The 13,255-nt window shown below is 41.5% G+C and carries 13 protein-coding genes; 9 read left to right on the forward strand and 4 right to left on the reverse strand.

Annotated features, from left to right (window positions below; all coding sequences use genetic code 11):
* The first annotated feature begins 720 nt into the window (after positions 1–720).
* From artA to FXV91_RS05750, 4 genes are read left to right on the forward strand one after another with little or no spacing between them, the layout of a single operon-like run.
* On the forward strand, positions 721–1,590 hold the full coding sequence (gene artA, locus FXV91_RS05735) for an archaeosortase A (protein ID WP_229389313.1): 870 nt from the start codon (positions 721–723) through the stop codon (positions 1,588–1,590).
* A gap of 5 nt (positions 1,591–1,595) precedes the next feature.
* Positions 1,596–2,222: a phosphatidylserine decarboxylase gene (locus tag FXV91_RS05740; protein WP_229389315.1), complete on the forward strand. Its 627-nt coding sequence runs from the start codon at positions 1,596–1,598 to the stop codon at positions 2,220–2,222.
* Positions 2,223–2,224: 2 nt separating this feature from the next.
* The gene (locus FXV91_RS05745) at positions 2,225–2,968 is read left to right on the forward strand and encodes an archaetidylserine synthase (protein WP_255679937.1); all 744 of its coding nucleotides are present in this window, start codon (positions 2,225–2,227) and stop codon (positions 2,966–2,968) included.
* A 60-nt stretch (positions 2,969–3,028) separates the two neighbouring features.
* Complete coding sequence (locus tag FXV91_RS05750; RefSeq protein WP_229389319.1) at positions 3,029–3,385, forward strand: dihydroneopterin aldolase family protein; 357 nt, start codon at positions 3,029–3,031, stop codon at positions 3,383–3,385.
* A 50-nt stretch (positions 3,386–3,435) separates the two neighbouring features.
* On the opposite strand, the gene hisC is transcribed toward FXV91_RS05750, so the two are convergent.
* The 4 genes from hisC to FXV91_RS05770 all read right to left on the reverse strand — a co-directional run bounded on the left by hisC (position 3,436) and on the right by FXV91_RS05770 (position 8,365).
* A complete protein-coding gene (gene hisC, locus FXV91_RS05755; protein WP_229389321.1) occupies positions 3,436–4,536 on the reverse strand; it encodes a histidinol-phosphate transaminase in 1,101 nt (366 codons plus the stop codon).
* Positions 4,517–5,704 (reverse strand): acetylornithine transaminase, encoded by a 1,188-nt coding sequence (locus FXV91_RS05760; protein ID WP_229389323.1) that lies wholly within the window; start codon positions 5,702–5,704, stop codon positions 4,517–4,519. The genes hisC and FXV91_RS05760 overlap by 20 nt, the downstream gene beginning before the upstream one ends.
* A 591-nt stretch (positions 5,705–6,295) precedes the next feature.
* On the reverse strand, positions 6,296–7,444 hold the full coding sequence (locus tag FXV91_RS05765; protein WP_229389324.1) for a polymer-forming cytoskeletal protein: 1,149 nt from the start codon (positions 7,442–7,444) through the stop codon (positions 6,296–6,298).
* 438 nt (positions 7,445–7,882) lie between these two features.
* A complete protein-coding gene (locus FXV91_RS05770) occupies positions 7,883–8,365 on the reverse strand; it encodes a PUA domain-containing protein (protein WP_229389326.1) in 483 nt (160 codons plus the stop codon).
* Between the two features lie 316 nt (positions 8,366–8,681).
* Between FXV91_RS05770 and FXV91_RS05775 the strand changes: the two genes are divergently transcribed.
* The 5 genes from FXV91_RS05775 to FXV91_RS05795 all read left to right on the forward strand — a co-directional run bounded on the left by FXV91_RS05775 (position 8,682) and on the right by FXV91_RS05795 (position 13,079).
* The gene (locus tag FXV91_RS05775) at positions 8,682–9,788 is read left to right on the forward strand and encodes a hypothetical protein (RefSeq protein ID WP_229389328.1); all 1,107 of its coding nucleotides are present in this window, start codon (positions 8,682–8,684) and stop codon (positions 9,786–9,788) included.
* A gap of 127 nt (positions 9,789–9,915) precedes the next feature.
* Positions 9,916–10,326 (forward strand): hypothetical protein, encoded by a 411-nt coding sequence (locus FXV91_RS05780; protein ID WP_229389330.1) that lies wholly within the window; start codon positions 9,916–9,918, stop codon positions 10,324–10,326.
* Between the two features lie 21 nt (positions 10,327–10,347).
* Positions 10,348–10,965, forward strand: a complete 618-nt coding sequence (locus tag FXV91_RS05785; RefSeq protein ID WP_229389332.1) for a hypothetical protein — start codon at positions 10,348–10,350, stop codon at positions 10,963–10,965.
* 362 nt (positions 10,966–11,327) lie between these two features.
* Positions 11,328–12,461 carry a hypothetical protein gene (locus FXV91_RS05790; protein ID WP_229389334.1) on the forward strand — a complete coding sequence of 378 codons (1,134 nt, stop codon included), beginning with the start codon at positions 11,328–11,330 and terminating at the stop codon, positions 12,459–12,461.
* A 51-nt stretch (positions 12,462–12,512) separates the two neighbouring features.
* Complete coding sequence (locus FXV91_RS05795) at positions 12,513–13,079, forward strand: hypothetical protein (RefSeq protein WP_229389336.1); 567 nt, start codon at positions 12,513–12,515, stop codon at positions 13,077–13,079.
* The last annotated feature ends 176 nt before the right edge of the window (positions 13,080–13,255 follow it).

Below are 13,255 nucleotides of genomic sequence, written 5' to 3' on the forward strand. Positions count from 1 at the left end.
CTCGTCATCATATTTTAATTATTCTTCTCAATTTTTTTATTCTTATTAATTCTTTTTGAGTTATTCTCCAGTTCGCTGTTATATGAGTCGAGCCTCCGTCAAGCAAAAAAGTCACTTATGCAGTAGTCTTTATTAAAGGTTTCTCTTTTATGGATAACCAAAAAGCTCTTTATCTATTTTTTTCCAAAAGCTTTCATCTGGATTATTTTTCTTATAAATAGGGGTGCTTTACAATCCGTTATTTTTCTATAATAGGAATTTATTATCTATCTACATAACTCTTAAAATATCAGTACCTGACTGCATAAATCCGGACAGGTATTTATACGTCTTGAGTCAGGTCAGATATGTAATCCGTAACGCTCATAGATATCTGGCATGAGGCCTTCTATATCATAGTACCTGGACTTGCCTTACCATGCCGAATCACTTTCATGTAGGTATTTGCCAGTGCCCTATCATGACTCTTCAGGGGGTAATAATTCGCAAGATTTTTAATCGCATATTAAAGTAAAATCCATAACCTTTGAATCCCTTAATACTTATGGTTATGAAAACTTTAAATCCTTTGTAGAAGCTCTATGGAAATCTATTAATTATTTTAGGGAATTTCATGTTTTACTTTCCGGAAATTTCAGAACTTGCTCGGAATTTTCCAACATCACAGAATAAATATAGAATCTGGAGTGTCTTAATCCCGGGCAAAAAGGTGCGTGAAAAATGATAGAAAGTGTACTCTGGCTCGCAGTCGGGTTAATGATTGCGTCATCCGTCATCCCCAGAACCTTAAGAATTCGTAAACTGGTAGGGGGAGTAGGGTGGGGTGTGTTTTCCATCCATTGGGGTTACCAGCCTCTCCACTACATAGAGACCCTGGACTATGCCAATGCAGTCCTTACATTTGCATTTGCCCTGTTTTGCTTGCTTGTGGCATATATAATGTTTCGTGAGTACAGGGAAGGTCCTATTGTCCTAAAAAAGAATAGAGAAATGATGCACTCGGAAGTTTCAGCTCAGATTGAGGGAGATTCTCTTGACATAACTTCAATGCTTACAAGTGCAAGTGCTCTTGGAGCTCTTGTTTATTTCCCGTTTGCAAACTTCTCTTCCCTGAATACATGGATCATTGGAAACGTTACCTCACAGGTCATCTGGGTCCTCCAGTACTTTGAGATTCCGGCATACATGAAAGACTGGAATATGATAACCCTTAACGGGTATACGGTTGAGATCATCCTGGCCTGTACTGCAATTGAAAGCATTGCTCTTTTCATGGGGTTAATAGGTGCGGTCAAAGCCCCTCTTAATCGTCTGGTTACGGCTTTCATCGTGTCCGTACCCGTGATCTATGTGCTCAATCTTATCAGGGATATCTTTGTGGTTGTGGCTTACGGAGAACAGTGGTTTGGTACTGACAGTTTCATAATTGCACATAACTATATCGCAAAGGCGGGATCAGGAATCGCTCTCTTTGCTATTTCTTATATAGTACTCAAGGTTCTTCCTGAGTTGCTGGCAATGATCGACGGCCTCTGGGTCATACTTTCCGAAGAATTGAAATATCTTCTACATAGATTTGCTAGGGACTGAGATCAATGATTGCAAAAGGATCTGAACCCTGGCTTTTCACAGCTGCGTCTGTAACTGCTCTATTTGCAATTCTCTCTATGGCAACGGATAGTTTACCCTACCTTAATCATGCAGCTCATATGGGAATGGCATTAACTTTCTTTATGGTCGTCTTTTTCAGGGACCCCGAAAGAAAGGTAGAAATCTCTGATACTTATATGATCTCCCCTGCCGACGGTACGATTATCGACATCAGGGATAGGAAGATCTGCATTTTTATGTTTCTTCAGAACGTACATGTTAACAGAGCTCCGATTTCCGGAAGAATCAGGGCAATCACCTACAAGAAAGGTGGTTATCTCCCGGCTTTTTGTAAGGACTCGGAAAGGAATGAAAGAAACGAGTTTATTATCCACAGCAAGTACGGGGATGTGCGGGTCACACAAATTGCAGGCACCATTGCCCGCAGGATTGTCTCATATTCCGGTGTGAATGACATTGTAGAACAGGGACAGCGTATCGGAATGATCCGTTTTGGGTCAAGAGTTGACGTAACAATTCCTCATGATTTTGATATTACAGTTCAAAAAGGGGAGCGGGTACTTGCAGGCAAGACCGTTATAGCAACAATAAAAAATGACAGGGACTTTTGAATATGAATGTTTTTCAAATGTTAAGACTCCCGGACCTGGTCTCTCTTTTGAACCTGATCTGCGGGATTGGCTCCATTGCAATAGCTGCCCAGAGCGACTCTTTTGGTTTTGCTTTGATCTTACTCCTGATTGCGGCAGTTGCAGATGGGGCGGACGGATACATTGCCCGCAGATTTAAAGGGGGAGAACTAGGGGAGCAACTTGACTCCCTGGCAGATGCAGTCTCTTTTGGGGTCGCTCCTGCCCTTCTTATATTCCTGGAGTTCGGAGAAAAAGACCCTCTTGTCGCGATGTTTGCAGCTTTTTATGCTATCTGCGGTGTGCTCAGGCTCGCCCGTTTCAATTCTACTGTATCCACCCCGAAGGCAGGATTTGAAGGGCTTCCTATAACCGCAGGTTGCATAATGCTTGTTACATACCTTTTGCTTGGCAAAAGTATAGTAGGGATAGACGTCTTGCTGGCTCTCACTCTTGCCCTCTCTATCCTTATGGTGAGTACTGTAAATTATCCGAAAATAAGGAATATCAAGATCCTGGCTTTTGTAGCTTCTGTTTTCGGGATAACTGTGTTCCTCTACTTTATTGATGTGCAGTATATGAGGCTCTTTTCTTTCCTGCCGTTTATCCTGATGCTTACTTACCTGTTTTCTCCTTTTTTGAAAATTCCTCTGATCAGTGTTGTTAGCAATAAAGAATACGGGAATAAGAAGGGGATTAAAGCTGGAGGACGGAAAGAAAAGCAGTAAAGCTATTTCGAAGATTACCTGATTTCGGCGCACTAATGAAATAAGCAAGGAGAAGATTATTTGACAGAAAAAGAAATAACAGATAGGGATAATGCACTCTTCGAAGCAGGAATAAAACTGGGAGCCCTCTATCACCAGTTTACGGGTTCCCCTGTAAACCTGAAAACAGCTTCAAGCCTTGAGCACGCTATTCAGGAAAGCATTTCAGTCCAGCCGTTTGTAGAAAACATTTCTGTGAAAATAGACCGTGAGCTCTTAAAAAGTAAGTTAAATAGCGAATTTGGATACACCGAACTTCAGGGCCCCATGCTTGAAGTTAAAATCACTGTAAAATACGGTTCTTCACGGGTGAAAGTCGCGATGGAATATAACTCTGAACTGAGTTACCCATTGATGAAAATTGAAAACATACAGTAATTTAGTGATTTGAGTCTTCAAAAATTAGATTAAAGTAAAGGAGCAGGGTTTTAAGCCTCAATTTTTGAAATTTCAAAAGCCCTGACAACCTTTTCATTCTGCTCAGGCGTGCCGACTGTTACCCTGATAAGGGAATCTCCAGCTTCCCTGAAAGAATCACATGAACGCACGATTATCCCTTTCTTTAAAAGGCTCTCCGTGATCTTTTTTGCTTTTAAAGGAGCAACATCTACAAGCACGAAGTTTGCCTGTGAAAGGTAAACCGTAAATGGGATATTTTTTTTCAGGTATTTCCTCCCTTCCCTTGCAAGATTTATGCTTTTACTCAGGTGTTCTGCATCCGAAAGTGCGGCTATTCCTGCCTTTAAAGCCGGAAGACTTACTGAAAACGGAGTGGCTGCCCTTGAATACTCTGTCACAAGCCATTCAGGCATTATCCCATAGCCCAGGCGCAGCCCTGCAAGCCCGAATACCTTGGAGAAGGTTCTCCCAATCACAAGGTTGTCATATTCCTTTACAAGCCCTGCAAGGTTCCTGTCCGCAAATTCGACATACGCTTCATCTATAAACACAAGGGAGCGCGTATTTTCAACAATTTTCCTCAGGTCAGCTTCGGGAAGAAGGTTGCCTGAGGGGTTATTGGGGGAACACAGGAAGATTATCTTTGTCCTGGAAGATAAGGCTTCAAGGATCTTTTTCGGGTCAATGGAAAAATCGAGGTTCCGCCTGACAAATACCGGTTTTCCACCGCAGGCTCTGGCAGGCAGTTCATAATAGGCAAAGGTCGGGGTAGGGACAATAACCTCGTCTCCCTTCTCAATGATTATCCTGCAAAGTCCATCAAGAAGTCCGTCCATTCCAGGTCCCGAAGCGACAATGTTCGGTACCGGAAACCCTGTATATTTTGAGAGGGCTTCTCTCAGTTCCCGTGCATCTGCCGAGGGGTAAATATTTGCTCCGGGAGCTGCCTCTACGAGAGCCCGGACAGCTTTTGGTGAGGGCCCGAGAGGGTTTTCGTTTGAGCCCAGTTTAATAATTGAAGCCGGATCAATCCTGTAGGCTGAAGCTATTTCTTCTATGGACTTTCCAGGAACGTACTCTGCAATATCAAAAATTTCCTTTTTTATCAGTTCACGCCTGCTCAAGGACATCAACTACCGTATCTATCTGCTCTTTTGTAATCACCAGCGGAGGGACAAGACGGAGTACCGAGTCTGAGGTGCAGTTTACAAGCACGCCGTGTTCCCTTGCAAAGTCAACAAATTTGCCGCAGGGATATTTGATCTCAATCCCTATCATAAGCCCTTTCCCGCGGACTTCCACAACGTCGTCCCTTGTCATACCCATGAGCTTTTCCATGAAATAAGCTCCCATTTCCTTTGAGCGCTCCAGAAGCTTTTCTTCCTTTATTGCCTTAATTGAAGCAAGAGCGGCTGCACATGCAAGAGGCCCGCCTCCGAAGGTAGAAGCATGCTGCCCGCGCCCAAAGCTGAGCCCGCTGCGAGCCGCAATGGCACCCATGGGGAAACCTCCTCCTATGGCTTTTGCCATGCTCATAATATCAGGCTCTATCCCAAACTGCTCTTTGCAGAACCAGGTGCCTGTCCTTCCAAAACCTGTCTGCACTTCATCAAAGATAAGGAGGGCGCCGGTTTCATCACAGATTTCCCTTACTTCTTTTAAGTATCCGGGGTCTGGTATGTTTACTCCGCCCTCCCCCTGAATGGGCTCAAGGATTACTGCTGCGGTATTTCCGGAAATTGCTTGCCTGATAGCATCGGCATCGGAGTATGGGACAAAGGTAGTTTTCGAACTGACTGGCGGCATGAAAGGATCCCTGTACATGCTTTTGTGGGTCACGCTTAGGGCTCCTATAGTCCTGCCGTGGAAGGAGTGTTCGGCTGCTACAAAAGCGCTTTTTCCGGTAGTCACACGAGCCAGCTTCATTGCAGCTTCTACAGATTCAGCTCCCGAGTTGCAGAAAAAGACGCGCTCCATACCCGTAACCGAGACGAGGGTTTCCGCAAGTTCTGCCTGGATTTCAGTATAATAGATATTGGATACGTGGATCAATTTCTCAACCTGCGCCTGAATGGCTTTAACAACTGTCGGGTGGCAGTGCCCTACATTGTTTACCGCAATGCCTGCTACGCAGTCGATATACTCTTTACCGTAAATATCCTGGACAACCGCTCCTTTACCTTTTGAAAGCACAAGGGGCTGGTGCCCATAGGTCTGCATTACATACTTTGAGTCTTTTTCTATAACGGAATTGTACCTTGCCTGCAGGTCTCCAGATTCAATAATATCTTCTGTCAAGTGAATTCCTTTCCTTAAAACTGTGATAATAAGTTTGTCTTAGAGTTTAATAGTGAAAGATTATCTAAAGTTTAACGTTGAAACTTCAAAATTGAAAGTTTATTGAAACTTATATCGAAAGCAGGGTATTCTTCATGAGTTTACATGAGTTTATAGTCAATTACTGATATTTCATCTGTTTCCTGCCTTAATGGACCGCTGGTTTCTACAGAATGTATCCTGAATTTTATGATTTCCTGATTAACTAATCTCTTAGTTTAAATTTTTCCCCCTCTTCAATATAAACCGGATAATTCCCTGATTCTCTGAGGGTTCCTCAATGGTTTCCTAAGAATACTACCGATTATCTGCTGCTTTCCGGAAAAAGAAAGTGCTCTGCACTATTTTTTCCGTATCCTGTGACGTTTCTCTGCCATAAGAAGAAATCAAGACTCACAGAAAATCAGGATCCACAGAAAATCAGGATCCACAGAAAATCAGGACCTACAGAAAATCAGGACCTACAGAAAAACTTAATATTCCGGGAGCAGCCTGTCTGAAATATTACGGATAGAATGCCACTTCCGGGAGTCCTGGCTTATCAGGGTCTAATTAGCTCTGGTGTTCTCCAGTCTCCTGTCTTTTTTTAAGTGATCTGGATCCCGCAAGACGTCGGGTTCTTGCGAGAGCCCTGGTCCTTGCAGACTTTCTTTCCATGCCAGGCACAAAACCATTTTTGGCTTTTGGATTTACTTTGATGAGAGAATCGATTTCGACCAGATCCACAGCCTTCATGAGTCCTTCTTCAGGCACATTTACTAACTGTTTCTCTGCCTCAACTATGATTACTTTCCCTAAAGCGTTAACCTCTGCAAGAACTGGCTTTTCTCCTGCTTCCCGCAAGAAAGAAACTCCGGAAGGCGCTTTTATCGTACCGTCAACTCTTGCATTTTCATGAAGGATCACGGAATCAGCCTTTATTCCTCCGAAGACTCTACTGTTCCTGCCAATGTGTATCTGCCCTTTTGAAACAAGGTTTCCATAGACAGTACTGCTTTCTCCTATGGTTACATTTCCTTCCGAAAAAACGCTCCCTTTGAGGGTCAGGCCTTTTCCGGTTTCGACAGACTGTACCCTGAGGGTTCCTATCAGATAGCAGTTGTTCCCTATAACTGCTTCTCCACCAGCTTCAATGGCTTCAGGAGACATTTTTGCGTCTTCGGGTATGATAAGTACTTTTTCACCCGGTTCTTTTCCATCAGGTTCCTTATTTTCCTCAGAGTCATCAAAAAGTTCTTCAATTGCTTTTTCTACTTCCTCTCCTCTGCCGAGGCGCATCATTTCCCTTATATAAAGAAGCAAAAACATTATTACAGGAACAGGGTTCCTGACAACAATCCAGCCTTTGGCTTCAAACCCGCCCTTGATTTTAACTTCCTTTCCTACGTCCAGGTCCCCTTCTACGGTCAGTTTTCCATCAATGGTAACAAATTCTCCCAGATAGGCGTTTCTACCGACCTCTACCCTGCTCCCCATTTTAGACCACATGTCAATCCTGGCGTCAGAGCAAGCTACAATGTCTCCGGAAACGTCCACTCCTTCTCCTATGATGACCGTGTCTCCAGATATACCGTACTGGATACTGGAGTGGTTGCCGACAATAACGTCTCCCTCTACTATAATCCTGTTTGTCTCTATTCTGGTATTATCGGGAACCAGAAAGTACTTCAGGATCTGCTCTGGCTCTGAGATATTTTTCACTCTCCGGGGAAACTGTTTCCTGCTATCTGGCGTAAAGGCTTCAGGTTCAGCTTTCAGGTTCAGCTTTCAGGTTCAGCTTTAAATTTTTAGGATGAAGTTTTTAAACTGCGATACTGAAATACAATTATTTATTTTATGAGTGGTATTCATTCAAAAATAACTATCTATGATATATTCTTATCCATTTTTTCCGCTCATTTTTCTTTTTTGAGCAGTAGGGGATAACATCTTATATATTATATCTAGCTATATGAGAATTTGTATAAAACGTAAAAATACCTTTTGCCCTTCTGTATAAAGTTTAAAATTTATTTTTCTTTACTTCTTTCTTTATCTTAATTTCTGATCTATTGTCCTTTTTAATTCGATATTTATGATTTATCGACTAAAAGAGCGATGACTGACAGATAATTTACTGGCTTTCCTAAACTGGAATATTTATTCTTCTTTTTTCGAAGTAATTCCTACCCGTACATCTACAGCTGCTCCGCTGTCAAGAGAAAGGATCTCTGCAGGGGATAAGAGCAACTGCCCTGTTGCAAGCAGCCTGTCTGTATTATCTGTGACGAGCACTTCTTCTCCAGCTCTGAGTTCCGGATCAATCTCAACTATATGTTTTGCAAAAGCTGTTTTGCCTGCCTCCACAAAGGGAGCAGCATCTTCTGAAACAACTACCCTTAGCTTTTCTCCTGGAAGAAGTCTGTGGACTATAGAAGCTCCTTCAATACTGAGCGTGAAAAAACCATCCTTTGCTCTCGCCGTTGCAATTCTTTTACCTGAGTAAAAGACCTGGCGTACTCTTTTTGTCCTGGATAACTGGAATGTTGATCCTTCAGGGAAAAGCTCTTTTCCTATTCCTTTCCCGAACTGGTAATCCGCAATCATACGGACCCTCGAAAGTCTCTCTACGTTGTAGTTCATGAGGCTAGATAATATATGCAGACCTTAAAGCCGTTCCGGTCATGCATACTTTCGTAAATAAACCACCACGAAATACATAAATTTATATTTTCAAGACGAAATAATAAATTATTTATATTTTGTATCTTTTAACCAGTAATTGTCTGGAAGTGCTAATTTCGTAATAATGTAAATAAAAAACTGGTTACTACCTGATTTGAAAGAGATATGTAGATCTAACTCTCAGGAACCTCACGAACCTTCAGATAATTAATCCTGCAGATGGAAATTTCTTCGGATCCGGCCACAACTTTAAAAAAATAGATGGAGGATTTTGTTGATTCGCAAAAACGTTTCTTTAGATGAAGCTCACCTCCAGAAACTCCAGCCTCTGCTGGAAAAAAACGGGGGAAATTTAAGTGCAGCAATACGGGAAGCCATTGACCTGGTTAGCCCTGACCCTGAAATCCATGGTACTTCAGATGAGACCTCTGAAAATATAAGGAAAAAAGAAAGTTTCCCAGAAACAAGGGAACGACTTCTCGTGAGCGGAGAATGTGTCATGATAAGCCAGCAAATGATGAAATGGCTTGTAAAAAGCAGTGCTGGCAAGCTTATTGATGAAGATCTTGTCCATGAGATTATAAATCCGTACCTGATTACCACAGTTTCTGAGCTGGAAGAGTACTTTAACTACATCAGTAAACAGATGGGGTGGAAAATTAATGTCTCGTGTTCCTGTAAAGAAAGCCTTCAAAAAGAGTATGCAACTATGGATTTCACTGGCGGGGACAGAGACCTTCGTGAGTTTCTTGTAGAAGCCGTCTGCATTTTCCTCTCGCGCTGGATGGATATGGATGCAGAGGCGCTTCATCGAAAATCCAATTCAATTACCGTATACCTGAAAAGTTTTGTTCGGCATGAACTGCAGAAAACAGCTCCTGGGGTGAGGAAACATTTCGGTTCCAGAGACATCCTGTACAGGGAAATTGAGAGAAAATCCGCTTTCTGGATAACGCTTGCGGAACTCTATCTAAAGTTCAATTACCAGAGGGTAAATCTGGACAAGAGTCTTTTTGAAGCTCTGTTAGCAGGAAAGCTTCCTGATATAACAAAATATTTTGAGATTAAAGCTGACCGCTCACTCCGTGAGATCCCTCTTTCGGAACTGCTTCCCCTTTTTAAATACCTTGTAGTTGCCTCACAGCTTGTGAGTGATGTGGAAATATATCCCGAGAAAGGAAAAGAGTACATCAAAATCAGGCACGACTATTCTGATGAGAGTGTGGTTTTAAAACTGATCCAGCTGTTTTCCAATTTATTTGAGGCTGGCCTGCACAGGTTCACTGTAAATTCTGTCTCCGAGCTCATAATATTTGATTTTTCTCTTCCTAACACTTCAATACGAGGCGCTGTAAAAGTCTCCCCGCGTCTGGATTTTTAATAAAAATAACAACTTTTATATATCTGCGCTGATCCTGTAATCTTGTTTATGGTCTTCAAGTTTATACTGTGCCTGCACTGCCAGGCTGTTTGCTGAATAACAATTTGTATAAAACAGGGGATAACCTTTGATTCGCAAAAACGTTTCTATGGAAGATGAATATCTTCAGAAACTGCAGCCCTTCCTGGATAAAAATAACGGGAATCTGAGTGCTGCAATAAGGGATGCAATAGAACTCGCAGATGCTGCCCTTCAGGGTCACGAGTCCGTAGAAGGTGCCCTGGAACATTTTACGCAGAGTTCAACAAAGTACCCTGAAATCCGAAACAGTTTGATAGAAAGCGGAGAATGCATATTGATTAGCCAGCTTTCATTCAGGTGGCTTATTGAAAATACCGATGGGATACTCGTAGACGATGAACTGGTAAGTGAACTTTTTAACCCATATAAGATAAAGAACGTTTCAGACCTTCTCGAGTATATAAATGCACGCAGTCGGAATATGGGATGGGGAATTGAAGTTTCCGTCAGTAGCTAGGAGGATAAGACCGAGGTAATAGTGCTTGAAAACGGGGACCCAAATTTAAGAGCTTATCTTGCTGAGGCAGTCTCTATCTTTCTCGGTCACTACCTTAACCTTGATATTCCCTTTGTCCATCGGAAATCTAATTCAATCCGCATCTTCCTTATGAAACACAGATTCGACATGGACGTTCCTCCAGGGATCAGGAAGAACTTTGGAACTCTTGACTATACTTTTAAAGAAATTAAAAGCAAATCTGAATTCTGGATCTCTCTGGTGGAAAGATACAGGCTGCACAGGTATCAACGGATAAATCTAAACAGGGATGTCTTTGAAACATTTCTTTCCGGAAAGATCCCTGATGTGACAAGCTTTTTTGAAGTGTCTGCAGGCAAGCCTATTAAGGAAATTCCACTTTGCGAAATGTTTGCTATTTGCAAAAAATTAATTTTTGTCACCCAGCTTGCAAATGATATTGAAAGGACAGTTGAGAAGGGAAAAATAAATATAAAAATTCGACATCAATTCTCCGAAGAAATTGCTATTGAGAAACTTGTAGAGCTTATCTCAAAGCTATTCCAAGCTGCAGGTTATGTATTTGAGGTCAGGACCGTATCAAATCTTATTATTATCGAGTTTGCAGACATATGTTAAAGTCTATCTTTCCCGTAGCCGCTAATATTGATACGTTAAATGCTAATTCCTTAGCTTCTTCACTACTGATTCTTTATTTTTTTCCTGTTCTCTCAACACAACAACTACTCAAATGAATTATAGGTGTAAATGAACTTTTCACCTTTTATTTTTCAATTATTTTTGTTTTGCTTGTCTCTGTTTTTTATTTTCTTCCCTTTATGCCTTAAATTCTTGAATATAAATCTTCGGTTCTACTCTCTAGCAAAAAAATTAATAAGTATGAACTACAATTTAATACTTGTTTATAAGTATGAAAAAGTCTGGAGGCTAGGAAAACTCAACCCTCCTGTACTTTCAAAAAGGGAGAAGAGGATGTCCGCTTGATAGTCCGAAAAAACATCTCGATTGATCAATGCTACATAGATAAATTAAAGCCCTTTCTGGATAAAAACAATGGAAATTTAAGTGCCGCGATAAGGGACTCTATCGAAACTGCCTCTCAGGCTATTAATGGAGAAAAGAGTGAAAAAGAAGGACAAAACTCAAGCCAAGCTTTTAAAAACGCAGAATCACGTAACAAAATGGTTGAAGACGAAGAATTTCTACTTATCCATCATACTATGCTTGAGTGGTTTATCAGAAAAACCTCAGGTTTGCTTATTGAAGAATCGACCGTATACGAGTTAATAAATCCCTATTCTATTAAAAAAATTCCTGATTTTGTTAGTTACGTAAATGCACTCAATGAGAGGATTGGCTGGAAAATTAAAGTTGGCGCAGAGTGCATAGGAAGCCCGGAACCGGAATCTGTAATTCTTACTCTTTCAAATGGCAACCCTTGCTTTAGAGGAATAATTGCTCACAGCCTTGCCCTCTACCTGGCAAAACAGATGAAACTGGATGTACAGGGGCTATTCAGCAGGTCAAATGTGACTAAAGTCTATCTTAAAAGGTTTGAGTTTCTTAATTACGAAAAGGTTCCTAAGGGACTTGAAGAACACTTCGGTCAGATGGATGGAACTTTTAAAGAGATCCAGAGGAAACCGGAATTCTGGAAAAACCTTGTCAAGATCTACAAACAGCAGAACTATCAGCGGCTCAGCATGAACAAAAAAGTTTTCGAAGCTTTTGTTTCCGGAAATCTACCTTCAGTTGACGATATGACAAGAGAATTCGAATTATTTGCAGGCAAACCTTCTGAAGCCTTCACCCTTGCAGAGCACATAATGGTTTTCAAAGAGCTTTACCTTATTGACAGTATAGGAACAGAAATTGAAGTCTGTACCGATAAAGGCAATGAATACGTGAGATTAATTCACGATTATTCCGATAGGAGGGTATGTGAACGCGTTACATCTTATTATTCAAGTATTTTCAAATGTATTGGTCATCCATTTACAGTCACTTCCAGTCCCCATATGATTGTTTTCGAATTCGGAAAGAACATGGAGATCAGCTGCATTTCCGAATCAGGATTGGCAGGCACGGAATCTGAGCCCTCCTTTACTCCATGAGTTTTTAGTCCGAAGGATACATTCATATGCTGGAATTTCCTATCCTTTTTCATGAGTGACGTAATTCTGCTGTGGGACTCTCCTCTTCTTTTTGAAAAACTGTTTGTAGAATACGGGCTTGAGTGCACCCGTGCGCTCTCAACATCTCTTGGTACTCCTTATTTGCCTGCCTGTAAAATTCTTGTCCTGCCTACCGGTTTTGCAAATAAACTGTATACAAAAACAGGAGTCGGACTTGAGCGCAGCAAACGTTCCCTTGAAAGATTTGTGGAAAAAGGCGGGACTCTTCTCGTTTTCAGTCCTCTTGTACCAGAATATGAGTACGAGTGGCTGCCTTTCTCTCTGAAATACGTAATGGAAGAAAACCCCTGCACACCTAATCCTGTAGACGAACATGAGGCTCAAAAGCTTATCGAAAACATTATTCCTCCTGCAGGATGCGACGGCTATTTTTCAGAAACCGATGCTCAGGTTGTCCTCGAAGACGACAGAGGCAGGCCCATCATGGTCGTAAAAGAAATCGGGGAAGGAATGATTGTCGCAACCACAGTGCATGAGCTGCCTGCAGCCGGGTTCTTTGAATGCAGGGCTGAATGTACGAAAAAGGTTAAAGCCTGAAAGTGAAAGCCTTAGATCAAAGTTTCGCTTTGTAAAAACTTCTCTCTGTATAATGTAACCATGTAATCTGAAAATAAAGAGATGCGGGAAAAATCAACTTAAAAAGAACTTGATACTAAATATAAAGAGAGTTTTAAAGGAAAATAAACAGCTACAGACGATAGCTATTTTGTCAG

Origin of the sequence: Methanosarcina sp. DH2 (assembly GCF_020804225.1) — an archaeon.
Lineage (GTDB): Archaea > Halobacteriota > Methanosarcinia > Methanosarcinales > Methanosarcinaceae > Methanosarcina.